The 24,928-nt window shown below is 68.4% G+C and carries 23 protein-coding genes; 13 read left to right on the top strand and 10 right to left on the bottom strand.

Translation table 11 applies throughout. From position 1 onward, the window contains the following. Positions 1-6 precede the first annotated feature (6 nt). The 10 genes from HV766_RS08430 to HV766_RS08385 all read left to right on the top strand — a co-directional run bounded on the left by HV766_RS08430 (position 7) and on the right by HV766_RS08385 (position 12,951). Positions 7-1,170, top strand: a complete 1,164-nt coding sequence (locus tag HV766_RS08430) for a formylglycine-generating enzyme family protein (protein ID WP_054454307.1) — start codon at positions 7-9, stop codon at positions 1,168-1,170. Between the two features lie 28 nt (positions 1,171-1,198). Then, on the top strand, positions 1,199-2,170 hold the full coding sequence (locus tag HV766_RS08425) for an AAA family ATPase (RefSeq protein WP_175180966.1): 972 nt from the start codon (positions 1,199-1,201) through the stop codon (positions 2,168-2,170). 7 nt (positions 2,171-2,177) lie between these two features. Continuing rightward, positions 2,178-3,137, top strand: a complete 960-nt coding sequence (locus HV766_RS08420) for a DUF58 domain-containing protein (protein WP_054454310.1) — start codon at positions 2,178-2,180, stop codon at positions 3,135-3,137. Then, a complete protein-coding gene (locus HV766_RS08415; RefSeq protein ID WP_175180965.1) occupies positions 3,134-3,634 on the top strand; it encodes a DUF4381 domain-containing protein in 501 nt (166 codons plus the stop codon). The genes HV766_RS08420 and HV766_RS08415 overlap by 4 nt, the downstream gene beginning before the upstream one ends. After that, the gene (locus tag HV766_RS08410) at positions 3,621-4,643 is read left to right on the top strand and encodes a VWA domain-containing protein (RefSeq protein WP_175180964.1); all 1,023 of its coding nucleotides are present in this window, start codon (positions 3,621-3,623) and stop codon (positions 4,641-4,643) included. Before HV766_RS08415 ends, HV766_RS08410 begins: the two co-directional genes overlap by 14 nt. Then, positions 4,628-6,223 (top strand): VWA domain-containing protein, encoded by a 1,596-nt coding sequence (locus HV766_RS08405; protein ID WP_175180963.1) that lies wholly within the window; start codon positions 4,628-4,630, stop codon positions 6,221-6,223. Before HV766_RS08410 ends, HV766_RS08405 begins: the two co-directional genes overlap by 16 nt. Further along, positions 6,220-7,641: a BatD family protein gene (locus HV766_RS08400; protein WP_175180962.1), complete on the top strand. Its 1,422-nt coding sequence runs from the start codon at positions 6,220-6,222 to the stop codon at positions 7,639-7,641. The genes HV766_RS08405 and HV766_RS08400 overlap by 4 nt, the downstream gene beginning before the upstream one ends. After that, the gene (locus tag HV766_RS08395) at positions 7,638-8,636 is read left to right on the top strand and encodes an HAD family hydrolase (protein WP_054454320.1); all 999 of its coding nucleotides are present in this window, start codon (positions 7,638-7,640) and stop codon (positions 8,634-8,636) included. Before HV766_RS08400 ends, HV766_RS08395 begins: the two co-directional genes overlap by 4 nt. A gap of 46 nt (positions 8,637-8,682) precedes the next feature. Further along, positions 8,683-10,320 carry an arylsulfatase gene (locus HV766_RS08390; protein ID WP_175180961.1) on the top strand — a complete coding sequence of 546 codons (1,638 nt, stop codon included), beginning with the start codon at positions 8,683-8,685 and terminating at the stop codon, positions 10,318-10,320. A gap of 75 nt (positions 10,321-10,395) precedes the next feature. Further along, complete coding sequence (locus HV766_RS08385; RefSeq protein WP_175181077.1) at positions 10,396-12,951, top strand: fused MFS/spermidine synthase; 2,556 nt, start codon at positions 10,396-10,398, stop codon at positions 12,949-12,951. A gap of 2 nt (positions 12,952-12,953) precedes the next feature. On the opposite strand, the gene HV766_RS08380 is transcribed toward HV766_RS08385, so the two are convergent. From HV766_RS08380 to HV766_RS08370, 3 genes are all read right to left on the bottom strand, one after another. After that, positions 12,954-13,388, bottom strand: a complete 435-nt coding sequence (locus HV766_RS08380) for a hypothetical protein (RefSeq protein WP_119449217.1) — start codon at positions 13,386-13,388, stop codon at positions 12,954-12,956. Between the two features lie 219 nt (positions 13,389-13,607). After that, a complete protein-coding gene (locus HV766_RS08375) occupies positions 13,608-14,246 on the bottom strand; it encodes an FMN-dependent NADH-azoreductase (protein ID WP_054454329.1) in 639 nt (212 codons plus the stop codon). Next, the gene (locus HV766_RS08370) at positions 14,243-14,689 is read right to left on the bottom strand and encodes a GNAT family N-acetyltransferase (RefSeq protein WP_054454331.1); all 447 of its coding nucleotides are present in this window, start codon (positions 14,687-14,689) and stop codon (positions 14,243-14,245) included. Before HV766_RS08370 ends, HV766_RS08375 begins: the two co-directional genes overlap by 4 nt. Before the next feature lie 93 nt (positions 14,690-14,782). Here HV766_RS08370 and pdxR point away from each other — a divergent pair, with 93 nt between their 5' ends. Beyond that, the gene (gene pdxR, locus HV766_RS08365) at positions 14,783-16,213 is read left to right on the top strand and encodes a MocR-like pyridoxine biosynthesis transcription factor PdxR (protein ID WP_082400994.1); all 1,431 of its coding nucleotides are present in this window, start codon (positions 14,783-14,785) and stop codon (positions 16,211-16,213) included. On the opposite strand, the gene HV766_RS08360 is transcribed toward pdxR, so the two are convergent. Together HV766_RS08360 and HV766_RS08355 are read right to left on the bottom strand one after the other, a co-directional pair. Continuing rightward, positions 16,210-16,689 (bottom strand): carboxymuconolactone decarboxylase family protein, encoded by a 480-nt coding sequence (locus HV766_RS08360; RefSeq protein WP_119449220.1) that lies wholly within the window; start codon positions 16,687-16,689, stop codon positions 16,210-16,212. The genes pdxR and HV766_RS08360 overlap by 4 nt on opposite strands. A 109-nt stretch (positions 16,690-16,798) precedes the next feature. Beyond that, the gene (locus tag HV766_RS08355; protein ID WP_119449221.1) at positions 16,799-18,094 is read right to left on the bottom strand and encodes an ATP-binding protein; all 1,296 of its coding nucleotides are present in this window, start codon (positions 18,092-18,094) and stop codon (positions 16,799-16,801) included. Positions 18,095-18,320: 226 nt separating this feature from the next. Here HV766_RS08355 and chrA point away from each other — a divergent pair, with 226 nt between their 5' ends. Further along, positions 18,321-19,571 carry a chromate efflux transporter gene (gene chrA / locus HV766_RS08350; RefSeq protein ID WP_175181076.1) on the top strand — a complete coding sequence of 417 codons (1,251 nt, stop codon included), beginning with the start codon at positions 18,321-18,323 and terminating at the stop codon, positions 19,569-19,571. 35 nt (positions 19,572-19,606) lie between these two features. Here the strand turns inward: chrA and HV766_RS08345 are convergent, their stop codons facing one another. Both HV766_RS08345 and HV766_RS08340 read right to left on the bottom strand, forming a co-directional pair. Then, positions 19,607-20,401: an enoyl-CoA hydratase gene (locus HV766_RS08345; protein ID WP_054454340.1), complete on the bottom strand. Its 795-nt coding sequence runs from the start codon at positions 20,399-20,401 to the stop codon at positions 19,607-19,609. A 53-nt stretch (positions 20,402-20,454) separates the two neighbouring features. Beyond that, complete coding sequence (locus tag HV766_RS08340; protein WP_175180960.1) at positions 20,455-21,654, bottom strand: multidrug effflux MFS transporter; 1,200 nt, start codon at positions 21,652-21,654, stop codon at positions 20,455-20,457. A 73-nt stretch (positions 21,655-21,727) separates the two neighbouring features. Here HV766_RS08340 and HV766_RS08335 point away from each other — a divergent pair, with 73 nt between their 5' ends. Next, entirely contained in the window at positions 21,728-22,048 is a 321-nt protein-coding gene (locus tag HV766_RS08335; protein ID WP_054454343.1) for an Rdx family protein, read from the top strand. A gap of 55 nt (positions 22,049-22,103) precedes the next feature. On the opposite strand, the gene HV766_RS08330 is transcribed toward HV766_RS08335, so the two are convergent. The 3 genes from HV766_RS08330 to HV766_RS08320 all read right to left on the bottom strand — a co-directional run bounded on the left by HV766_RS08330 (position 22,104) and on the right by HV766_RS08320 (position 24,867). After that, the gene (locus tag HV766_RS08330) at positions 22,104-23,630 is read right to left on the bottom strand and encodes a tripartite tricarboxylate transporter permease (RefSeq protein ID WP_054454346.1); all 1,527 of its coding nucleotides are present in this window, start codon (positions 23,628-23,630) and stop codon (positions 22,104-22,106) included. 3 nt (positions 23,631-23,633) lie between these two features. Next, complete coding sequence (locus HV766_RS08325) at positions 23,634-24,104, bottom strand: tripartite tricarboxylate transporter TctB family protein (protein WP_175180959.1); 471 nt, start codon at positions 24,102-24,104, stop codon at positions 23,634-23,636. A gap of 250 nt (positions 24,105-24,354) precedes the next feature. Beyond that, positions 24,355-24,867, bottom strand: a complete 513-nt coding sequence (locus HV766_RS08320) for a GFA family protein (RefSeq protein ID WP_054454352.1) — start codon at positions 24,865-24,867, stop codon at positions 24,355-24,357. Between the last annotated feature and the right edge of the window lie 61 nt (positions 24,868-24,928).

Raw genomic sequence — 24,928 nt, 5'->3', positions numbered from 1 at the left:
ATTGAAATGGCAAAGCAGACAACAGGAAAGACACGCTACGCCAGCGCATTGCTGCTGGCCGGCGTGGTGCTGGGCGCGGGCGCCAGCACCGCCTATGTGGTCATGGGCAAGGACGGGCCGCCCGAAGCGGTGAAGGTGGTGCTGGGCGACGGCAAGAGCGGCCCGGCGGGCATGGCCTGGGTACCCGGGCGCGAGTTCCTGATGGGCAGCAGCCACAAACTGGCCCAGCCCAATGAAATGCCGGCGCACAAGGTATCCGTCAGCGGCTTCTGGATGGACGTGAACGACGTGACCAACGCGCAGTTCCGCCGCTTCGTCGAGGCCACCGGCTACGTCACGACGGCCGAGCAGAAGCCGCGGTGGGAAGACTTGAAGGTGCAGTTGCCGCCTGGCACGCCGCGCCCGGACGACAGCCTGCTGGTGCCCGGCGCCATGGTGTTCGTCGGCACCGAAAGCGAGGTCTCGCTGCGCGACTATTCGCGCTGGTGGCGCTATGTGCCCGGCGCGAACTGGCGCCATCCGCAAGGACCGGGCAGCTCCATCGCCGGCAAGGACGACCACCCGGTGGTGCAGGTGTCGTACCAGGACGCCATGGCCTATGCCAAATGGGCGGGCAAGCGCCTGCCGACGGAATCCGAATGGGAAATGGCCGCGCGCGGCGGGCTGGAGCAGGCCACCTATGCCTGGGGCGAGGAGCTGCTGCCGCAGGGCAAGGCCATGGCCAATATCTGGGACACGCAGCAACAGCAGCCGTTTCCGGTGGTGAAGGATGAAAAGGTACAGGTCGGCACCATGCCGGTGGGCAGCTTCTCGCCCAATGGCTATGGGCTGTACGACATGGCCGGCAACGTCTGGCAATGGACCGCCGACTGGTACCGCGCCGACGCCTTCAAGATCCAGGCGCAGTACCGCCAGCCGCCCGCGGATCCGGCAGGGCCGGCCGACAGCTACGACCCCGACGACGGCATCGTGCCGCCGGCCGCGCCCAAGCGCGTGACGCGCGGCGGCTCGTTCCTGTGCAGCGACACCTATTGCATCAGCTACCGCACCAGCGCCCGGCGCGGCACGGATCCGATGAACGGCATGTCGCACCTGGGATTCCGCACCGTCATGACGCCCGCGCAATGGAAACTGGCCCAGACAGCCAGGAACGGCATCGCCAGCCGCTAGCCCGCATCACGCAGGAGAGGAAATGCCGATGAGCAACCGCGACAGCATTCTGGAACTGGAGCGCGCCATGGCGCGCGCGGTGCTGGGACAGGCCGCCGTCATCCGCGAGGTGCTGCTGGGCCTGTTGGCCGACGGCCACCTGCTGCTGGAAAGCCTGCCGGGGCTGGCCAAGACGCGCACCGTCAAGACGCTGGCGCAGCATCTGGCCGCGGCAATGAGCCGCATCCAGTTCACGCCCGACCTGCTGCCTTCGGACATCACGGGCGCAGAGGTGCTGCAGCAGGACGCGCAGGGCGCCAGCCGCATCCAGTTCCAGCAGGGGCCGCTGTTCGGCAACCTGATCCTGGCCGACGAGATCAACCGCGCGCCCGCCAAGGTGCAGGCCGCGCTGCTGGAAGCCATGGAGGAACGCCAGATCACCGTGGCTGGCACGACCCACCGCATGCCGCAATTGTTCATGGTGCTGGCCACCCAGAACCCGATAGAGCAGGAGGGCACCTATCCCTTGCCCGAAGCGCAGATGGACCGCTTCATCATGAAGATCGTGCTGGACTACCCCGACCCCGCCAGCGAAAGGCAGATGCTGGCCATGCTGCGCGGCGAGTCGCGCCAGGACGCGGAACCCGCCGGCGCGCCGCTGAGCCAGGAGGACCTGTTCGCCTGCCGCGCCGAGGTCGACCGGGTGCACGTGTCCGAAGCGCTGGACCAGTACCTGGTGGACCTGGTCAACGCCACCCGCCACCCGGGCGGGCATGACGCCGACCTGGCGCGCTGGATCCAGGTCGGCGCCAGCCCGCGCGGCGCGATCGCGTTGGACAAGGTGGCGCGCGCCCACGCCTGGCTGGCGGGGCAGGACTATGTCTCGCCCGATGATGTGCGCAGCGTGGCCCGGCCGGTGCTGCGGCATCGCCTGCACCTGTCGTATGACGCGGTCGCCGACGGCGTCTCGGCGGACCAGGTGATAGACAAGCTGCTGGACACGGTCGCCGTGCCGGTCTGAGCCCGCCATGCCTTCCGCCGCTCCTTCCCCGGAAGTCCAGGTCCACATCAAGGACCTGATGGCGCTGGAACCCGCCGCGCGCGGCCTGGGGTTCTTCAGCCGCCAGCCGGTGCGCAGCATTCTGGCCGGCCAGCATGGCTCGCGCCTGCGCGGGCGCGGCCTGGACTTCGAGGAGCTGCGCCGCTATCTGCCCGGAGACGATCTGCGCCAGCTGGACTGGCGCGCCTCACAGCGGTTGGGCAAGCCCTATGTGCGCACCTACAGCGAGGAGCGCGACCGTCCGGCGCTGGTGGTGGTGGATCAGCGCATGGGCATGTATTTCGGTTCGGTGCGCAGCTTCAAGTCTGTCGTGGCCGCGCGCATCGCGGCGCTGTCGGCCTGGATGGCCTATCTGGCGGGGGACCGCGTGGGCGGCCTGGTGTTCAGCGATGCGGGCATCGACAACGTGCGTCCGCTGCGCAGCCGCGAACGCATCCAGGCCCTGTTCGCCGCCATTGCGCGGCGCAGCCAGTCCATGGGCGCGGACCAACCCGATGTGGACGCGTCCGGACGGCTGAACGAAGCGCTGCAAGGGGCGCTGGCGCACGCGCCGCACGATTGCCTGGTCTGCCTGATCAGCGATTTTGCCGGCGCCGATGACGCTACCTTGCGCCTCTTGCGCACGCTGGCCGCGCATAACGATGTGGTCGCAACGCTGGTGTATGACCCGCTGGCGTTGCGCATTCCCCTGAGCGGCCGGCTGGTGGTGACGCAGGGCGAGCTGCAGGTCGAAGTCGCCGCGGATCGCAAGCAGGTACGCGAGCCGCTGTCGGACTTCTTTTCAGGACGCCTGCACGACGTGGCCGAGCTGCTGCGCCGCAGCCGCGTGCCGCTCTTGTCCATCGATACGGCGGACGACACCGTGGCGCAGTTGCGCCGCGAGCTCGGCCGCCAGGCCAGTCGTGCGCAAGCCAGGGGCCGGGCATGAACGCCGACGCCGCTCCGTCCATCGAACAGCTGCGTCAGTTGCCGCTGCCCGAGCCGGTCAGCTACTGGCCGCAGACCTGGGGCTGGCTGGTCGTGCTGGCCGTGGTGCTGGCGCTGGCCACATGGGCCGCGTGGCGGATGGCGCGCCGCCACCGACGCAATGGCTACCGCCGCGCAGGGCTGCGCATGCTGGAAGCGCTGCGGCGCGAAGCACAGGCGGATCCCCTGGCCGCACGCGCCTTGCCGGATCTGCTCAAGCGCGTCGGCCTGTCGTCGGTGGCGGCAGCGGACCGCGACCGGGTCGGCGCGCTGCAAGGCGCGGAGTGGGTCGCCTTCATGGATGCCGGCGTGGCCGTGTTTCCGCCCGACGCGGCCGTGCTGCTGCGCGCGCTGGCGTATGCGCCGCCCGAGACCTTGCGGGCCATCGACCCCGCGCGCGTGCGGACCTTGTTCGCCGCCAGCCGGCAATGGATGGAGCGTCACCATGTGGCGGCTTGAATATCCCTGGCTGCTGGCGCTGCTGCCGCTGGGCTGGCTGGCGTACCGCTATCTGCCGCCGTATGTGCAGCGGCGCAGCGCCGTACGCATTCCATTCTTCGAATCGGTGGCGCGCAGCACCGGCCAGACGCCGCAGCGCCCCGGCGTGCGCGGCGACCGCTGGCAACTGGCCTTGAACGCGCTGGTGTGGCTGCTGCTGGTCCTGGCGCTGGCGCGGCCCGAACGGGTCGAGCCGCCGCTGGAGCATCGCCAGCCGGTGCGCGACCTGCTGCTGGCCATCGATATCTCGCAATCCATGGAGACCGAGGACTTCGTGGCGCCGGACGGCCGCCGCGAGGACCGCTTGAGCGGCGTCAAGGCCGTGGTGGCCGATTTCATCGACCGCCGCAAGGACGACCGGCTTGGACTGATCGTGTTCGGCACCGCCGCCTATCCCCAGGCGCCGCTGACCCAGGACCATGCCACGCTCAAGCTGCTGCTCGGCCAGGTAAGCACGCGCATGGCCGGGCCCAATACCGCCATCGGCGATGCCATCGGCGTGGCGATCAAGCAGTTCGAGCATGCCGGCGAACACGACCAGGTCCTGATCCTGCTGACGGACGGCAACGATACCGGCAGCGCCGTGCCGCCGGACCGCGCCGCGGCCATGGCGGCCGCGCGCCATATCGTCGTGCATACCGTGGGCATAGGCGATCCGCAGGCGCAGGGCGAGGAGAAGGTCGATTTCGACGCCTTGCGCGCGATCGCAGCCAAGACCGGGGGCCGTTTTTTCCAGGCGCAAGACCAGACGTCGCTACGGCAGGTCTACGCCGAACTGGACCGCATCACGCCGCATGAAGTGCGCGAATTGCGCCACCAGCCGAAGCAGGATTTCTTCTGGGTGCCGCTGGGCCTGGCGCTGTTGCTGCTGGCTGGCTGGCATCTGGCGGCGGCGCTGGGCGGCTGGCGGCGCGGCGGCAGGCCGCAAGGGGATGCGCGCGTGGAGGAGGGCGGATGGAAATCGACCTGAGCGCCTTCCATTTCCTGCGCCCCTGGTGGCTGCTGGCGGTCGCGGCCGCGGCCTTTGTGCTTTGGCGGCGGCGCGACGAGGACGGCCGGCTCGGCTGGCGCAGCAACATCGCGCCGGCGCTGCTGCCATACCTGACCGTGCGCACGCAGGGCAGCCGCGGGCCGCGGCCCGCGCAACTGCTGGCCGCCTTGCTGGCGCTGGGCGGCTTCGCCGCTGCCGGGCCGACGTGGCAGCAGGACCGCCCGGCCTTCCTGGACAATCTTGCGCCCCTGATCGCGGCGGTCGACCTGTCGCCCTCGATGGACGCGGCGGATCTGCCGCCCAGCCGGCTGGAGGCCGCCAAACGCAAGCTGCGCGATCTGCTGAAACGGCGCGCAGGCGCCAAGACGGGCCTGATCGGCTATGCCGGTTCGGCGCATCTGGTGTTGCCGCCGACCGACGACCCCGCCTTGCCCGACATGTTCGTGCAGGCCCTGTCCACCGGGCTCATCGCCGCGCCCGGCAAGGATGCAGCGGGCGCGATCTCGCTGGCCGCGAGCCTGCTGCAAGCGGGCGAGGCGGGCGGCACCCTGCTGCTGGTGACGGACGGCGCGGACACCGGCCAGCTGGCCGAAGTCGAGCGCCTGGCGCGGGCCAATTCCTTCCAGATCCTGGTGTGGGCGGCGGGCACGCGCGATGGCGGCGTGGTGCGCGACGCCCGCGGCCAGCCGCGCCTCGACGCGCAGGGCCGGCCCTTGCTGGGTAGTTTCGACGAGGATGCGCTGAAACAGCTGGCGCAAGCCGCCCGCGCGCCGCTGGGCAGCCTGACCCTGAACGACGAGGACCTGGACTGGGTGACGCTGCATGCCGAACGGCACTTCCAGGAGGTGCAGGACGCGGACAAGCCGCTGCACTGGAAGGACGCCGGCTATTGGCTGTGCTGGCCGCTGGCGCTGCTGGCATTGCTGGCGCTGCGGCGCGGCTGGAACATCAACTGGACGGCCTGCCTGCTGCTCGCCGCCACGGCTACGCTGCATACCCCGCGCGCGGAAGCAGGCGCGCTGGCCGACGCCTTTTTCACGCCCGACCAGCAGGGCCGCTGGGCCTATGAACACAAGCGCTATGCCGAGGCCGCCGCCTTGTATGCTGATCCTTACTGGAAGGGTCGCGCCGCCTATGACGCCGGCGACTATCAGGCGGCGCTGGCCGCATTCGCCAAACTGGACACGCCCGAAGGCGACTTCTATCTGGGCAATACCCAGGTCCGTCTGCGCAGCTACGACGCCGCGCTGGCGGCGTACGACCAGGCGCTGCGCCTGCGGCCGGATTTTCCCGAGGCGCGCGAAAACCGCGAACTGGTCGCCAGATTGATCGCCGCCGCCGAAAGCGAGCAACAGGACGACGACTCGGAGAAACCGGACGAGACCCGCGTGGACAGCGACAAGGGCGCGGGCAAGATGATCCGCACGCAGGCGCCGCAAGCCGCGTCCGACGAGGTCTGGCTGCGCAACCTGAGCCTGTCGCCGGCCGGCTTCTTGAAGCAGAAATTCGCGATCGAAGACGCACGCAAGGCCGCGCCGGCGCAGGGGAGGCAGCCATGATGCACCGCCATGCCGCGCTGCTGCGTTGCCTGGGCCTGCTGCTGTTGCTGCAACTGGGCCTGTGCGTCGGCGTGGCGCGAGCCCAGCAGGCGGATGGCGGGCCGCAGCTGCACGCCGAGGCGCGCATGGCGGCATTGGGCGACCTGATGGCTGGCGCCACCGCCATCCTGCAGGTGGACGTGTTGACGTCGACCTGGTTCACCCAGCCCCCGCAGATGCCGGCCCTGGACATCCCTGGCGCGCTGGTGTCGGGGCCGTCAGGGCAGGCCACCATCATCCGCGCCACCATCGGCGGCGTGGCCTACAGCGGATTGCGCTACGCCTATCTGGTCAGTCCCGAGGCGGCGGGCGACCTGCGCGTGCCGGCCATCCGGGTCAGCGCGCAGGTGGGACAGGCGACTGCGCCCCTGGTTGCGCAGACGCGCCCGTTCGAGGCGCGCGCCGCCGGACCGCCAGGCGGGGCAGCCGGTCATGTCCTGGCGGCAAACTCGGTCCAGGCGACCCAGCAGATCCGCTATTCGGCCGAGCCTCCCGCCGTCGGCGACCACGTCAGCCGCGTCATCACCGTGCAGGCCCAGGGCGCCCAGGCCATGCTGATCCCGCCGCCTGCCGCGGCCGCCGTGCAGGGCCTCAAGCTGTACCCGTCCGAACCCGAATTGACGCAGATGTCCGACAGCCGCGGCGGTTTCCTCGGCGGACAGCGCATCGACCGCCTGGACTATGTGATCGAAAGCGGCGGCGCCCATGAACTGCCGGCGGTGGAAATCCGCTGGTGGAACGTCGCGGCCAACAAGGAAGAGCGCGTCACGCTGCCCGCGCAACGCTTCGAAGCGCGGGCGGGCGCCGCCTACCAGGCGCCATTCTCGGTCGAACAGGACCTGCGCGACATGGGCCGGCAAGTGCAGGTGCGCGTTCCGGGAGGATGGCTGGCGCTGGCCGCGGGCGCGGCGCTGGCGGCGTTGGCCTGGTGGCTGGGTGCGCCCTGGTTGCGGCGGACATTGGCCCGCCTGCGGGCCGGACTGCGGGCGCGGCGCGAACAATGGCATGCCTCCGAACCCTATGCGGCAATGACCTTGCGACGCTTGTTGGCGCAGCCCCAGCCGCGCATGGACGCGCTATACGCATGGCTGCGCCGAGCTTGCGGCGCAGCCACGATCGCGCAGGGGACGGCCGGCCTGGACCCGGCGCTGCGCCAATCCGCAGACGATGCGCTGCGAGCCTGCTATGGCCGGGAGCCGGACGCGGCGCGCGGCTGGCGCGGATTGCGCGGGATGTTCCCGCGTTGGCGCCGAGCCTTGCGCGCACCGGTACGAGAGGGCGGCGCGCAAGACCTGCCTACGCTGAATCCCCGTCCGGCCGCAACATCGCGCGGACTTGCGGGCATGCCGCCCGCCGAAATTCCAGGAGATCTCCCATGACGACGCCTTTGCTTGCCCGCCGCTGGTTCGCGCTGCTGCTCCTGTTGTTCCTGGCCGGGCTGGCGCGCGCGCAGACGCCGCTGCCTTCCTGGAATGAGGGGCCTTCGCGCCAGGCCATTCTTGGATTCGTGCAAGCCGTCACGACGGAGGGCAGCCCGGACTATGTGGCGCCGGCCGACCGCATCGCGGTGTTCGACAACGACGGCACGCTATGGAGCGAGCAACCTCTGTACTTCCAGCTGATCTTCGCGCTGGACCAGGTCAAGGCCATGGCGCCGCAGCATCCCGAATGGTCGACCGAGCAACCCTACAAGGCCGCGATCGAAGGCGACCGCCAGGCGCTTGCCGCCTCGGGCACCGAAGGACTGCTGAAGATCGTGGGCGCCACCCATACCAACATGACGACGCAGGCCTTCGGCGCGGAGGTCCGGCAATGGATCAAGACCGCCCGCCATCCGCGCTTCAAGCAGCCGTACACCAGCATGATCTATGCGCCGATGCTGGAGCTGCTGGACTATCTGCGCGGCAACGGCTTCAAGACTTACATCGTGTCGGGCGGCGAAGTGGAATTCATGCGGGCCTGGGCGCAGGACGTCTACGGCATTCCGCCCGAACAGGTGATAGGCACCACCTTCGTCACCGAGTTCCAGATGCAGGACGGCAAGCCCGTGCTGATGCGCACGCCCAAGCTCGACTTCAACGACGACGGCCCGGGCAAGCCCGTGGCCATCAACAAGTTCATCGGCCGCCAGCCCATATTCGCCTTCGGCAATTCGGACGGCGACCTGCAGATGCTGCAGTGGACGGCGGCCGGCAGCGGCAAGCGCTTCGCGGGCCTGGTGCATCACACCGACGCCCGGCGCGAATGGGCCTATGACCGGGATTCCAAGATCGGCAGGCTGGACCGCGCGCTGGATGAAGCGCAGCAAAAGGGTTGGGTAATCGTAGACATGGCAAAGGAGTGGAGAAGGGTATACGCATTTGAAACACAGTGATTCGTTTACGTGACTGGGAACCGCCCGCGAGGGTCAGGAGAAAGCGATGAACGCAAGAAAACTGTTGAGCGCGGCGCTCTTCGCCGCAACAGGCCTTATGGCACTGGCAAGCGCGCAGGCGCAGACCCAGGCGCCTGCGGCCAATCAGGGCCAGGCGGCGCCATCGGGCAAGAAGCCGAACATCCTGGTGATCTTCGGCGACGACATCGGGCAGGCGAATATCAGCGCCTATGCGCACGGCGTGGTCGGCTATCAGACGCCCAATATCGACCGCATCGCCAAGGAAGGCGCGATGTTCACGGATTACTACGCCGAGAACAGCTGCACGGCAGGCCGCTCGTCCTTCATCACGGGTCAATCGCCACTGCGTACCGGCTTGTCCAAGGTCGGCGCACCCGGCGCGACGGTCGGATTGCAGAAGGGCGACATCACCATAGCCGAGGCCTTGAAGTCGCAGGGCTACAACACGGCGCAGTTTGGTAAGAACCATCTTGGCGACCGCGACGAATACTTGCCGACGCGCCATGGCTTCGACGAGTTCTTTGGCAACCTGTATCACTTGAATGCCGAAGAAGAGCCCGAGCGTCCGTACTGGCCCAAGGACCCCAACGATCCCTACGTGAAGAACTTTTCTCCGCGCGGCGTGATCAAGGCCACGGCCGACGGCAAGGTACAGGACACGGGCGCCTTGACCACCAAGCGCATGGAGACCATCGACGACGAAACCGTTGGCGCCGCTATCGAGTACATCGACAAGCACGGCAAGGAAGACAAGCCGTTCTTCGTGTGGATGAACACCACGCGCATGCACATCTACACGCATATCCGGCCCGAACACAAGGGCAAGAGCGGCATGCCCGGCAATGACTACGCCGATGGCATGTGGGAGCACGACCAGGACGTGGGCAAGCTTTTGAAGAAGCTGGACGACATGGGCATCGCCGACAACACCATCGTCGTCTACACCACCGACAACGGACCCAATGCCTTCACCTGGCCAGACGCCGCCACTACGCCATTCCGCAGCGAAAAGGACTCCAACTGGGAAGGCGCGTTCCGCGTGCCGGCCATGGTCCGTTGGCCTGGCAAGATTCCCGCCGGGGAAGTCAAGCGCGGCATGGTATCCGGCATGGACTGGTTCCCGACCCTGCTGGCCGCCACCGGCGACGCCAACGTGAAGGAACGGCTGCTGGACGGCTGGGCGCCGCAGGCCGGCGGCACCAAGTTCAAGGTGCATCTGGACGGCTACAACCAGCTGGGCTATTTGACTGGCAAGCAGGACAAGAGTGCGCGCGACGAGTTCTTCTACTTCAACGACGACGGCTTGCTGGTAGGCATGCGTTGGGGTGATTGGAAGGCCGTGTTTTGCGAACAGCGCGCGCCGGGGAACTTCAACGTCTGGCAGGATCCCTTCGTCTGCCTGCGCGTGCCGAAAATCTTCAACCTGCGCATGGATCCGTATGAGCGTGCCGACATCACCTCGGATCAGTACAACGACTGGCTGGCCAAAAACTCCTACCTGACGGCCATCGCCACCATGAAGGCGTCAGCGTTCCTGGAGACCTTCATTACCTATCCGCCCAGCCAGCGGCCGGCCAGCTTCAGTGTGGACCAGGTGCAGGAGCGGGTGAACAAGGCTATGGAGAAACACTTCGAAGATATGGAGAAACAGAAGTCGAAGTAGCCGGTTCCGGCGCAAGCCGGGACAGTACCGGGCGGCGCCTGTCGCGCCGCCCGGCAACGCAGCAGGAGCAGCATGATGGGCATGGGGGCAAGCGAGGCAGCGATGCAGGGACATGATGTGGACGACAAGGCGGCGCAAGGGCGCGCCCTGACGGCGGTCCGGCCGGCCGCGCTGCTGTTCCTGTCCGGAACGGCGGCCCTGGTGTTCCAGGTGCTGTGGATCAAGCAGTTGTCGCTGGTGGTGGGCGTGGAGGTCAGCGCCATCGCCGGCGCTGTCAGCGCATTCTTCCTGGGCCTGGCGCTGGGCGGCTGGTTGTTGGGCCGCAAGGCGGACCAGTTGCGGCGCCCGGTACGCTTCTACGCCATGCTGGAAGCGGGCGTGGCGCTGTCCTGCATCGCGGTGACGTGGCTGCTGGCGCGCAGCGCCGCCGCCTTTGTCGCGGTCGAGGCCCATAGCAGCCTGGCGGCCTGGCTGGCGGTAGGGCTGCTGCTGGCCATCCCCGCATTCCTGATGGGCGGCACCTTGCCGGTGCTGCTGCGCGCCGTGAGCCGGCATCAGGGCGCGGACGTGAGCCGCTCCGGCGGAGCAATGTACGCCGCGAATACCTGCGGCGCCATCCTGGGCGCATTGCTGCCCGCGTTCTTCCTGATTCCGCGCTTCGGCGTGCAAGGTGCGGCGCTGGCCGCGGCCTCGCTCAACGTGCTGGCGGCGCTGGGCGCCTGGATGCTGGACCGCAGGGCAGGCGACAGCGCGACGCCCGCCGACAATCCGCAGGCCGCTGCGGCGCCCTTGTCGGGCGAGGCGCGCCTGGCCGTGGCGCTGTACGCGGTGGCTGGCGCGGTGGCGCTGGGCTACGAAGTGATCTGGTCGCAGATGATCGTGCCCTTCATGAGCACACGCGCCTTCGCCTTCGCCATCGTGCTGGCCACCTATCTGGCCGGGCTGGCCATCGGCGCGGCGCTCTATGCGCGCTGGGCCCATCGCGTGCGCAATCCCTGGCCGGTGTTCGGCTTCCTGATCGCTGGCGCAGGCCTGATCGCGGTGCTGGAGGTGGCCTTGCTGGGCAAATGGCTGATCGTGGCCCAGACGCAGGCGGAAGCGGCGGTCTACCAATGGACGGGCAGCGGCTTTGCCGGCATGTGCGCGCGCTTCGCGGTAGCGGCGGCCAGCCTGGTGTTGGCGCCCACGCTGCTGCTGGGCGCGGCGTTTCCCGCGGTGCTGCGCATCGCGGTGGGCGACCGGCAGGTGGGGCGGGAAGCCGGGGCCGTGCTCGCCTGCAACACGCTGGGCGGCATCGCGGGCACCTTGTTGACGGGATTCCTGCTGTTGCCCGCCCTGGGGCTGGTACGCACGCTGAGCGTGCTGGCGGCCATCGCCGCGGCGGTGGCCGCCGTTGCCGCCTGGCGCGGGCGTGCGGACGGCCGCGCCGCCACCGGGTGGGCCACCGGCATCGCGGGCTTCGCCACGCTGGCGCTGATCGCCACGCTGCCGGCAGACCAGTTTGCGCGGCTACTGCCTGGGGCGAGCGGCGCGGGCCTGGTGTTCTACGAGGAAAGCCATGGCGGCACCGTGGCCGTGGTCGAGCGCGCCGGCAACGGCAACCGCTTCCACCGCCTCTACATCCAGGGCGTATCGAATTCGGGCGACGCCATGCCTTCGCTGCGCTACATGCGGCTGCAGGCGCTGCTCCCCTTGATCGTGCATGCGGGCGAACCCAAGTCCGCGCTGGTCGTGGGCTATGGCACCGGCATCACGGCGGGCGCCTTGTCGCAATACCGCGGGCTCGAAAAGCGGGCGGTCGCCGAGCTGCTGCCAGCCGTGCTGCGCGCCGCGCCGCACTTCCAGGGCACGTTCCAGGCCGCCACCGATCCTGGCCTGGACAAGCGGCTGCGCGACGGACGCCGCGAGCTGCAGGCCAGCGCCGAACGCTGGGACCTGATCACGCTGGAGCCGCCGCCGCCTTCCGCCGCGGGCGTGGTGAATCTGTATTCCCGCGACTTCTACCAACTGGCCGCAAGCCGGCTGGCGCCGCAAGGCATCGTGGCGCAATGGCTGCCGCTGCCCACGCAGAACGAAGACGACACCCGCGCGCTCATCGCCAGCTTCATCCTGGTGTTTCCGCATGCCCAGCTCTGGACCAGCGAACTGCATGAAATGCTGCTGCTGGGTTCCATGCAGCCGCTGACGCTGGACGCGGCCCGCATCCAGGCGCGCTACGGCCAGCCCGACACCGCCGCCGCGTTGCAGGCTGTGGGCGTGCCATCCGCCGCCGCCTTGTTGTCCACCTGGGTCACGGACCGGGAAGGCCTGGCGCGCTTTGCCGGCGATACCCCGGCCGTGACCGACGACCGCCCGGGCATCGAGTACGCAACCTGGGTCCGCCCGCGCGAAGTGGCGCGCGTCCTGCCCGCGCTGCTGGCCCTGCGCGGCGAACCGCCGCTGACCGGCGCGTCCGACGCGCTGCGCGCCGACATGGAACTGGAGCGGGCGCGGCTCGACACGTTCTACCGGGCGTCGCTGGCGGCCTATGTGGGGGATCGTGAAACCTGGGGCAGGGAAATGAACAAGCTGGCGCGCGATGATGGCGGCAACGCCTACTACCGCTGGTTCATGCCCAGCGCCAGGCAGTAGGGCTAACTACATATGCGACGCCATGGCGCGACCCCGTGGGGCGAGCAATAGCCCGCGCAGGGCGTCGCCATCGACATGCCGCTCTGGCAGCGCAGGTCCGGCGCCCGTTCGCCATAGGGCACCATGCCCTGGCAATCGCATGAGGCAAGGCCGGCTCCGGACGGCAGTTTCTTGGGCAGCTCCGGCACAGCGGCGCGTTCGGCCTTGGCCTTGGGCGCGGGCGGCGGCGCTTCGTCGTTCGCATCGGCGCGCTCGATCACGCCCCGGACCTTGGCCGTCGGCATGCTGCAGGCTTTGGCAATGGCGTTGACCGTGCGGCCGTCGTTGGCCATCGCCACGATCTTCTTGTCGCTGCAGGCCGCCTCGGCGCGCGGCGCGGCGAGGACCCACAGCGCAAGCGCGGCCGCCAGGAAAATACCGGGACTGGTCAGTGTCATTGCACGCCTCCTGCACCCATGCCCGAATGAGGAAGTACGGCGTAGTCTGGTCAGGCGAGAGGGTTCTGGCCAAGAGCGTAGTGCCGGCTATTTGGGGGTGTCAACGCAGCCCGATTGCCTAATACTTCTTGCGTAAGCGGGCTCGGCGCCGGCGCTATTCCTAAGCATGAGGCGGCTTGGTGCGCGCGCCATGATGCGCGGGCACCAGCCCCGGCGCGATCAAGCTGCCGCGAACTCCGGATGCAGACCCGCCGCGAACGGATGCGCGACGATCTCCGATTGCGCCTGCGCGCGGGCCGCCTGCAATGCCTCCGCGCCCCGCGCCGTGCCCTGCACCGAAAAGAATGTCACGTTCTTCAGGCCCATCGTGCCCAGCACGTGCCTAAGATAAGGCGTGAGAAAGTCCGGCTGGCTTTGCCCGTCGCAGCCGAAGTCGCCGCCGGACGAGATCGCCACGTATACCGGACGGTCCTCCAGGCTGCCTTCCTTGCCGCGCGCCGTGATCTGGAAGGTGCTGCGCACCCGCACCACGTGGTCGATCCAGGTTTTCAACGATGCCGGCACGGTGAAGTTGTGCATCGGAGTCGCGATGACGACGTGGGTCGCGGCCTGCAGGGACTGGATCAGTTCGGTTGAGCGGCCCAGCGCGCCCCGATTCTCGCGTCCGTCCGTGGGGTCCTGGCGCGCACTCAGCGTGGCGGCGTAGTCGGAGTCGACCAGGGGCAGGGCGGTCGCGTCGACGTCGACCACGGCCGCGTCGGGCGCGGCGGCGGTGAGTTGGTCGACGATGGCTTGCGACAGGCGATAGCTTTCGGAGGCGCGGCCGCGCGGGCTGCAGATGATGCGCAGGATATTCATGAGGCGGAGGTTTCCAGGGATTTGCTGAATCGGATGGCGCTGGTCAACAGACCGGCGCGGAAATAGAAGCGTTGGGCCAGGGCGTTGCCCAGGCCGGTGTCGAGCACCAGGCGGGCGCAGCCGTGGCCGCGCGCGGCGGCGTCCAGGGCTTGCAGGAGCCGGGCGCCCCAGCGTTCGCCGCGGCGGCCGTCCGCCACCACCAGGTCGTCCACGTACAGAAAGCGGCCGTAGATCAGGTTTTCCTGCACGCGGTAGCCGGCCAGCGCGACGGCTTGGCCGTGGTCCATGGCGGCCAGCAGCCGGTAGCCGTCGGCGCGCATGCGGCTCACGCGTTCGACGAAATCGGCTTCGTTTTTCAGATGGGGCCTGAGTTCCCGCATGAGCGGCAGGCAGGCCCTCAGGTCCTGCGGGCTTTCGAGGTGTTGCATAGTGGCGTCGGTCATGGATGCACTGGCGGTGTCAGGGTTCAAGTGCAGTCATCTTAGGAGCCGCATGCCATAATTAGAAGGGCCATAAATTGAATTCTGGACTATGCCATGATCAGCCCGCAGCAGCAGGACCCGCCCATGCCGCCGGACGGCGCCGAGCCTCTGTACCGCCAGGTCTACGAGCGCTTTCGCGGCGCCATTGCGCAGGGCACGCTCAAGCCAGGCGACCGCATTCCATCGGCGCGGGCGCTGGCCAAGGAGATGGGCGTGGCGCGCGGCACGGTGGAGGTCGCGTATTCACTGCTGGCATCGGAAGGCTATATCCAGGCGCGCGGCCAGGCCGGTACGGTGGTAGCGCCCGACCTGCAGCCCCAGCACGCGCCGCCCCCCGCCGTGGCCATTCCTGCCGAGACGCCCGGCGACGGCCCGGGCTGGCGCGAACCCTCGGGCCTGCGGCCGTTCCAGATGGGCTTGCCGGCGCTGGATGAATTTCCCCGCAAGCTCTGGGCCCGCCTGGGCGCGCGGCAACTGCGCGGCCTGCAGGCCGGGGACCTGGCCTATCCGCCCAGCGGCGGCCTGCCAGCCCTGCGCAGCGCGACCGCCGCCTATCTGCAGGTGGCGCGCGGCATCCATTGCCAGCCCTCGCAGGTGTTCATCACCGCCGGCTACAACAGCACGATGGCGCTGATCCTGCAGACGCTGTTCGAAGCCGGCGACCAGGTCTGGATGGAAGATCCAGGCTATCCGCCAACCCGCGCGCTGCTGGAGCAGGCGCGCTTGAAGCCCGTGCCCGTGCCGGTGGACCAGGACGGCATCATGGTCGGCGCCGGCATCGAGCGGGCGGGGCGGGCGCGCGGCGCGGTGGTGACGCCTGCCCATCAAAGCCCCTTGAGCATGTCCTTGTCATTGCCGCGCCGGCAGGCCTTGCTGGACTGGGCCGAACGCTGCGGGGCCTGGATCGTGGAAGACGATTACGACGGCGAATACCGCTACGTCGGCCGTCCGTTGCCGGCCTTGAAGAGCCTGGATACGCAGGGGCGGGTGCTGTACGCGGGCACCTTCAGCAAGGTGCTGTTTCCCGGCCTGCGGCTGGCCTATCTGGTGGTGCCCGAGGCGCAGGCTGGACGCTTCGCGCAGTCCGCGCGCTTGCAGGCGGGCGCTGCGCCTGGCCTGACCCAGGCCATATTGAGCGCCTTCATGGCCGAAGGCCATTTCGGCCGCCACATCCAGCGCATGCGCAAGCTGTACGCGGAACGGCGCGCCGCGACCGTGGCGGGCCTGAATGATGCGCTGGGGCAGCGCCTGCGGATCGAGCCGCAGCCCGGCGGCATGCATCTGGTGGCGCGCCTGGAAGACGGCCAGAGCGACGTGGCGTTGGCCGGGCGGATGGAAGAGCAGGGCATGTATGCGGGCGTATTGTCGCGCTGGCACGCCGCCCCACAGGGGCAATCGGCGCTGCTGCTCAGCTTCACCAATATCGCCACGCAGGCGCAGGCCCGTGAACTGGGTCTGCGCATACTGCAGCTGATGCAGTCCTAGTTCAGCCCGGCCTTGTCCAGGCCGTAGGCCGCGTCGGCCGAACCCGGCACGGTGCGCAATGCCACGTTCAGCCGGTTCCAGCCGTTGATCCCGACCACCAGCAGGGTCAGGTCGGAAATTTCCTTTTCGGACAGCTGCGCGCGCACGTCCTCATAGACCGCATCCGATACGCCCTGCGCCGACAGGGTGGTGACCGCCTCGGTCCAGGCCAGCGCGGCGCGCTCGCGCGGCGAGAACAGCGTGGACTCGCGCCAGATGGCGATGTGATGCAGGCGCAGTTCGCGCTCGCCGGCGATGCGGGCCTGCTTGACGTGCATGTCCAGGCAAAAGCCGCAGCCGTTGATTTGCGACGCGCGGATGTCCACCAGTTCGCCGACCTCCTGCACGATGGGGGTCTTCTTCAGCGACATGCTGAATTCCAGGTACTTCCTGGACTGTTCCTCGGATACCTGGAAATAATTCAAACGCTGGGTCATGTTCTTACCTTTTCGATGCGTGTTGCCGAGCGGAATCTCGTGCCGACAGGATGCCGCGGCTTGGACCAGGAAGGTAGTGCCATAAATGGAGTTTTCGCCTGGGCCATGCTCAGGCCGGCCAGCGCAACACGAAGCGTGCGCCGCCCAGGGGGCTGTCGTGGATTTCGATACCGCCGCCGTGGCTGGCGGCCACTCGCCAGACGATGGCCAGGCCCAGGCCGGCGCCGCCGGTGCCGCGGTCGCGGCTTTCATCCAGGCGGATGAAGGGTTCGAACACGCGTGTCCGGTCGGCGGGCGCGATGCCGCCGCCGTCGTCGTCCACGATCAGCTCGAAGCCGCCCGACGGGCACTGGGTGAGCTTGACCTCCACGTGGCGGCTGGCGTAGCGCACCGCGTTCTGCACCAGGTTCAGCAAGGCCCGACTCATGTAGCGCGGATGCAGCCGCACGCGCGGCGGGTAGTCGCGATGCACATGGCACTGGATCGCACGCGCCTCGGCCTGGTGCGCCACCTGCGCCAGCGCTTCGCCCAGCCAGTCGCAGGTGTCCACGGTTTCCAGCCGGACGGTGTCGTCGGTGGGGCGTTCCAGCCGCGCATAGACCAGCAATTCGGCCACCAGCGTTTCCAGTTCGCAGATGTCGGCCTGCATGTCGCGCAGTATCTGGTGCCGCTTGGGCAGGTGCTGGTCCTGGCCCAGCATGGCGACCTCGAAGGACAGTCGCGCCAGCGGCGTGCGCAATTCGTGGGAGACCGCGTTGGTCAGGCTGCGCTGGTTTTCGACCAGCGCCGAAATGCGCTCGGCCATCTGGTTGAAGCTTTCGCCCACGTGCCGCATGCCGGCCAGGCGCGACAGCCGCACCCGCGCGCCCAGGTCTCCCTGGCCCATGCGCAGCGTGGCGTTGCGCAGCCGGTCCAGGTCGCGCCACAGGGGCAGGGCCCACAGCAGCAGCAGGATGATGCCCACGATCAGGCTCAACGCAGTCCAGACGCCAACGGTGACCCATCGCTCCAGCACCGGCGCGCGCGGCAGGCGGACTTCCAGCCACTGCCGGGGCTGGCCCGCCAAGGGCGCGAGATAGACGTTGTAATCGTCGCGCATGATGATGCCCAGCGTGGCCAATTGCCGCTGTTCCTCTGTGCTGGGCGTGACGTCGGCATCGGCCAGCAGACCCAGGCCCAGGCCGTAAAGCGGCTGGATGTCGTCGCGCAGGCGCTCGGCGCGAGCGGCCGGCGCGATGCTGTCGAGTTCCGTGCGCAGCACATGCATCTGTCCCCGGACAGCCTGGTACGACAGATCCGCGCTGACCGAATCCAGCAGATACATCAAGCTGCGTTCCACCAGCTGCGACCCCGCGACATAACCGATGGCGGCGACGACGAAGATGCGGATCGCGAACTTGAACATGGGGGATACGGCCGGATGAGGACTCGCGATGCTAGGGGCATGCCGCCGGGCAGTCCGCCGATATTTGTAGGGTATTTGTAAAGTTGTTTGTAGCGGCTACGCGGGCGAGGTAAACCCGCCATATGGCCCGGCCCGTTCAGGCGGTTGAATCCGCCGCGGCGCCCGGCTATAAGCATGGGGCGGGGGCAGGACCCTCATGCCCCGCCTGCCGATGAAGCCGAATCCCATGCCGCCGCTGCCTCCCCACCAAGACGAACACGTCGCCAGCAAGCCCGCCACTGCCACGCGCGAGCAGCCCGGCCGGGGGTCCTGTCTGGAAGTCTTCCTGGTATTCCTGCGCCTCGGGCTGACGTCCTTCGGCGGGCCGGTGGCGCACCTGGCGTATTTCCGCACGGAATTCGTGGAGCGCAGGCGCTGGCTGGACGACTATGCGTATTCCGACCTGGTGGCGCTGTGCCAGTTCCTGCCGGGGCCGGCCAGCAGCCAGGTCGGCATGGCGATAGGCCTGAAACGCGCCGGATGGGCCGGCATGCTGGCGGCCTGGGTGGCGTTCACGCTGCCCACGGCCGTGGCGCTGATCCTCTTCGCGCTGGGGCTGGCGCAGTTCGGCTGGCTGTCCGCGTCGGGCGCCATCCATGGACTGAAGATCGCCGCGGTGGCCATCATTGCGCAAGCGGTCTGGGGCATGGGCCGCTCGCTCTGTCCTGACCGCGAACGGGCGGGACTGGCGGTGGCGGCGGCGCTCATCACCATCCTCATGCCGACGACCCTGGGGCAATTGAGCGCGATCCTGCTGGGCGCCATCGCCGGCCTGGCCGCGCTGCAGGTGCCGCCGCGACCTGCGCTGGCGGTGCCGCCGTTGAATGTGTCGCGCCGCGCGGGATTCACGGCCCTGGCGCTGTTCGTGCTGCTGCTGGCGGTCTTGCCGGCCTGGGCGGCGATCAGCGGCATGCCGCTGGCGCAGCAGCTCTCAGGCTTCTACCGCGCGGGCGCGCTGGTGTTCGGCGGCGGCCACGTGGTGCTGCCCTTGCTGGAATCCGCCTCGGTGGCGGGAGGCATGGTTTCCAACGCCGATTTCCTGGCAGGCTATGGCGCGGCGCAGGCCATGCCGGGGCCGCTGTTCGCCTTTGCCGCCTTCCTGGGCGCGATGTCGTCGGGCCCCTTGTCGGGCTGGGCCGGCGGACTGGTGTTGCTGGCGGCGATCTTCCTGCCGGGCGCCTTGCTGGTGGCGGCGGCGCTGCCGTTCTGGGAAAGCCTGCGGCGGCGGCCCGGCGTGCGCAACCTGATCGCGGGCGTGAACGCGAGCGTCGTGGGCATCCTGCTGTCGGCCCTGTACGACCCGGTCTGGACCAGCGCCATCCGCGATCGGGTGGATTTCGGCCTGGCCTTGCTGCTGTTCGGCCTGCTGGTCTATGCACGCTGGTCGCCCGTCTGGGTGGTGCTGCTGGCCGCGGCCGGCGGCTGGGCCTTGGCCTAGCGGAGCCGCGGGCGGCGCGGCCCCGCGGCGTCGAATCAGGACTGCCAGCGCGGCGGACGTTTTTGCAGGAAGGCGTCTATGCCTTCGCAGGCGTCGGCTTCCATCATGTTGCGCGCCATCACGTCGCCCGCATAGTCGTAGGCATCCGCCAGCGCCATCTGCCGCTGCTTGTAGAACATGCGCTTGCCGTAGCGGATGGCCGTGGGGCTCTTGGCCAGGATGTCATCCACCAGTGCGCGCACGCGCTGATCCAGTTGCGCCTCGGGCACGGCGTCGTTGATGAGGCCCCAATCCCTGGCCTGGCCGGCATCGATGAAGCGCGCCGTCACCAGCATTTCGAAGGCGCGCTTGGCCGATACGTTACGACTGAGGGCGACGGCGGGCGTGGAGCAGAACAGGCCGACGTTGATGCCCGACACCGCGAACTTCGCCGTGTCGGCCGCCACGGCCAGGTCGCAGCTGGCCACTAGTTGGCAGCCCGCCGCGGTGGCGATGCCGTGCACCTTGGCGATCACCGGCACCGGCAATGCCTGCAAACCTTGCATCACGGCGCTGCATTTCCTGAAAAGGTCGCGGTAATAATCCAGCGAGGGCTGGCTGCGCATTTCGCGCAGGTCGTGGCCGGCGCAGAACGCCCGGCCGCTGGATTCAAGCACCACGCAGCGCACGCCGGCATCGCGCGACAAAGCGTCGATCTCCGCCTGCAGCGCGGCCAGCATGCCTTCGGACAGCGCGTTGAACTGGCCCGGGCGGTTCAGGCGCAGCGTCACCACGCCGCCTTCGGCGTGGCGCGCCAGGATCGGCTCTTGCGCCGCTTGTTCGTTATTCATGTCGTCTCCAGGGTGGGCTATCCCTGGATAGTAGAGGCTTACGCGGCTCGGCGTCAGCCCGCAGCCAGGCGCCGCGCCATGCCCGGCGACAGGCACAGCAGCGGCCCGACGATGACCGCGCCGATCAGCGCCATCGCCGCTTGGGGCGCCATGCCGCTGTCCAGCAAAAGGGTGGCGATGACGGCCGATCCGCTCATCTGGAACAAGCCATACACCGCGGCCGCGGTGCCGGCGCGCTCGGCGAAGGGCTCCAGCGCCAGGCTCAGCCCGGATCCCAGCGCCAGCGAAAAGCCCACGGTCAACACCGCCACCGGCAACATGAAGATCCAGGCCGACAAGGGCAGCCACAGCCAAGCGGCCAGGTGCATGGCGGCGGCCGCGAGCAGGGCGGCCATGCCTACGCGCACCATGGTGTGGCGGCCATAGCGCGCGATGAAGGCGGGAGCCAGGAAGAAGGCGCCGATGTTGATCGCCGCGTTGCCGCCGAACCAGGCGGAGAAGCCCAGTTCGGAATAGCCCAGCTGCTGCACCAGCACCACGGGCGCGGCGGATACGAACACCAGGATCATCGCCATGCCGGCCATGCCGAACGCCGCGAAATACAGAAACCGTCCGCTGGCCGCGATCGGCGCATAGCGGCGCAGGCTGTAGAGCGGGCCTTGCGGTCTGGGAGGCGCGGCGCGCGTTTCCTCGAAGCGGATCGCCAGAAAGCCGGCCAGCGTCAGGGCGAACAGCACCATGAAGACGAAGGTGCTGCGCCAGCCCGCATGCACGGCCAGCGCGCCGCCCACCATGGGCGCCAGCGCGGGCACGGTGCATAAGGCGCCGTTCAAATAGCTGTAGACGCGCGCGCCCACCGCGGGACTGAAGCAGTCGCGCACCGCGGCAAAGGCCACCAGCGAGGCCGAGCACGCGCCCAGCCCCTGGATCACGCGCGCGGCATAGAACACGTCCAGCGACGTGGCCGCGGCGCCCAGCGCCGAGCCCAGCAGATACGCCAGCGCGCCGCCCAGCGCAACTGGCCGCCGGCCATAGCGGTCGGCCAGCGGGCCGATCAGGATCTGGCCCACGCCGACGGCGAAGATGAAGAGGGTGATGCTGGCTTGCAGCGCGGTGACGGGCTGGCCGTAATCCTGCGCCATGACGGGCAGGGAGGGCAGATAGATGTCGATGCCCATGGGCGTAAGCGTAACCAGCCCCATCAGGAGGCCGATCAGCCAGCGTTGGCCGCGGGGGGATAATGCAGACTTCATGGCAGGCTCGGGGTCCATCGCAGACCCGGGAAAACCCGATATTATCCATGAACCGGCGTAGAATCTTCCAGCTATGAACACACCCGCCCTGCGCCCCCGCATCGTCATCCATTACTGCACGCAGTGCCAGTGGCTGCTGCGCGCCGGCTGGATGGCCCAGGAACTCTTGTCCACCTTTTCCATCGATCTGGGCGAGGTCGTGCTGCAGCCCGGCACCGGCGGGATCTTCCAGGTCACCTACAACGGCGACCTGATCTGGGACCGCAAGAGCGATGGCGGCTTCCCCTCGGCCAAGGAACTGAAGCAGCGCGTGCGCGATCGTCTGGATCCCGGGCGCACGCTGGGCCATATCGACGGCCACACCGCCGGCCCGCTGGCCGCGCCCGACGCCTGAAGCGCATACGGACCGGCCCCGCAGGAGCCGGTCCGTCGCCACGCAGCGGCAGTCGTCAGGCGGAAGACTCCGCTTGCGCCAGGCCCACACGCTGCTTGCGTTGGCGCATGGCCGACACCACCAGCAGCGCAATCAACCCCACGCACGCCACCACGAAGCCCAGGCTGATGGGCCGCGAGACGAAGATCGTCAGGTCGCCGCGCGACAGCAGCAGGGCGCGGCGGAAGTTCTCTTCCACCATGGGGCCAAGCACGAAGCCCAGCAACAGCGGCGCGGGTTCGAAGCGCATGCGGATCAGCGCGTAGCCCGCCGCGCCGAACAAGGTCACCATGGCCACGTCGAACAGATTGTTGTTGGTGCTGTAGACGCCCACGCAAACAAAGAACAGCGCCGCCGGAAACAGGTAGCGGAACGGCACCGTCAGCAGCCGCACCCACATGCCGATCAGCGGCAGGTTCAACAGCAGCAACAGCACGTTGCCGACCCAGAAGCTGGCGATCAGCCCCCAGAACATGTCGGCGTGCTCCACCATCATCTGCGGTCCCGGCTGGATGCCGTGGATGATCAGCGCGCCCAGCATCAACGCCATCACCGGATCGCCAGGGATGCCCAGGCTCATGGTAGGAATGAAGCTGGTCTGGGTCGAGGCGCTGGTGGCCGCTTCCGGTCCGGCGATGCCCTCGATGGCGCCGCGGCCGAAGCGGCGCGGCTCGCGCGCCACCTTCTTTTCCGTCGCATACGAAATGAACGAGGCGATGGTAGGGCCGGTGCCAGGCAGGATGCCGAAGGCCGCGCCGATTGCCGTGCCGCGCACCAGCGCGCCGCGCGACTGCTTGATGTCGCCGGCTTCGGGCCGCATCGACTTCATGCTGATCTTGGCGGTGGTCACCTTGGCATCGCCGCCGATGCGGTTGATGTTCTTCAGGAAGTCCGCCACGCCGAAGAGACCCATGGCCAGCGCCACGATCTGCAGGCCGTCGGACAGTTCCAGGATGCCGAAGTGAAAACGCATCGTGCCGGTGTTGACGTCGGTGCCCACCACGCCCAGCAGCAGGCCCACCACCACCATCGCCACGCCCTTGATCGCCGACCCCTTGGCCAAGGTGGCGCCGGCCAGCAGGCCCAGCATCATCATGGAGAAGTACTCGGCGGGGCCGAACTTGAAGGCCACGTCAACCAGCATGGGCGAGAACAGAATCATCGCCAGGATGCCGACCGACGCGCCGCAGAACGACGAGAACATCAGCATGAACAGCGCCGAGCCAGCCTTGCCGTTGCGCGCCAGCGGATTGCCGTCCAGGCAGGCCACCGCGTGTGATGCGGTGCCAGGCAGGTTCAGCATGATGGAGGTAATGCCGCCGCCGTACTGCGAACCGTAGTAGATGCCTGACAGCATCACCAGCGCCGCCGTGGGCGTCATGGTGTAGGTCAGCGGCAGCAGGATGGAGATCGCGGCCAGCACGCCCATGCCCGGCAGCACGCCGATAAGGTTGCCCATGAACACGCCGAACACGGCCCACATGAGGTTGTCCAGCGCGAAGGCGACGGAGAACCCGTGCATCAGGTTGTTGAAGATTTCCATCGATCAGCCCCAGCGGAACAGCGGAAACTGCAGTTGCAGCGCCCAGGAGAAAACGGCCACGCCCAGCACGGTCACACCCAAGGCCAGCAGCGCCGCGCTGCGCGGCGTGTGCTGGCGGTCGCCCATCGCGGAAATGAAGACCAGCGCGAAGGTCGCGGGCACCAGGCCGCCGTATTTGCCCACCAGGATGAAGGCCGTGAGTCCGCCGATGATGCAGCCCCAGCCGCGCCAGTCGGGCGGAGGCTCGTCCTCGGCGTCGTCATCGGCTGCCGCGGGCGCCGCGGCCATGCGCGCGATGATCAGGCCCAACAGCACCAGCAGCACGCCCAGGATCGCCGGGAACATCCCTGGCCCCATGCGCGCCAGGCTGCCGATGTTGTAGGTGGATGCCTGCGCGATGGCGCCCAGGCCCAGCACGATCATCGTGCCGGCGGCCCAGACTTCGCGCCGCGCGGCGCTGCGTTTGGATTGCATCTGTAGTCCTCCCGTTGTTGTGCTTTTGCCTGACTACGTTCTGAACAAAAGCTGACTTTTGAATGAACGCGGAAGTCTAGGAATTCAAACTTCCGTTCACCTTTCAGGGACACGGGATATGCGCCAAACAGGCTTTTTTTCCGCAAAAACGGGGGAAATCCCTAAGCGCGCGAGGATTGCGGGCAGGGTCGATGCGCGGCGCGCAGACGGGTGTTGCGGCGTTGCGCCGCGCGTTGTTGCGGCGGGGTATTCAGCCCTTGGGCGTCCAGGGCTTGCGCGGGCTGCCGGCCAGCGCGGCGTCAAGGCGCTGCCTGGCGGCCTGGGGCCAGCAGGCGTCCATGTCGTAGAACGCTTCGGCCGCCGGCACGTCGTCCGGTATGCCCACCCACGGGTGCTTGGAGCGCACGAAGCAATGCGCGCCTGGCGGGAAGTCGGCGGCGCGGTCCAGCGTGCCCGCATAGATCAGCGCCACCGTTTCGCCGAACCCCGGGTGATGGCTCCACAACAGGCCCAGGCAGGCCGCGCAGCGCACGACCACGACCGTCTCGCCATCATTGGCGTTCTTGTCTGCGGGATGGCGGCGCAGCTCGCCCCGCAACTGGTGCACGCGGTCGGATTCGATCACCGCGTTCATCGCAAAGGCGGTGCCGGCGTGCCGTTGGCACACGGTGCAATGGCAGCAATGCACGAACATGGGCGGGCTGGCGAGGCGGTAGCGGACCGCGCCGCAATCGCAGCCGCCCTCGATGGGAGCGTGGGTCACGATCAGTCTCCGGACAATGGGCGCATCCAGTGTATGGAGGCCCGTCCGGCAGCGGGAGTGG

The sequence above is a fragment of the Achromobacter aegrifaciens genome, from assembly GCF_902859735.1.
Lineage (GTDB): Bacteria > Pseudomonadota > Gammaproteobacteria > Burkholderiales > Burkholderiaceae_B > Achromobacter > Achromobacter aegrifaciens.
The sequence above is the reverse complement of the archived record's forward strand: the minus strand, read 5'-3'. Positions and strand labels throughout refer to the sequence as shown.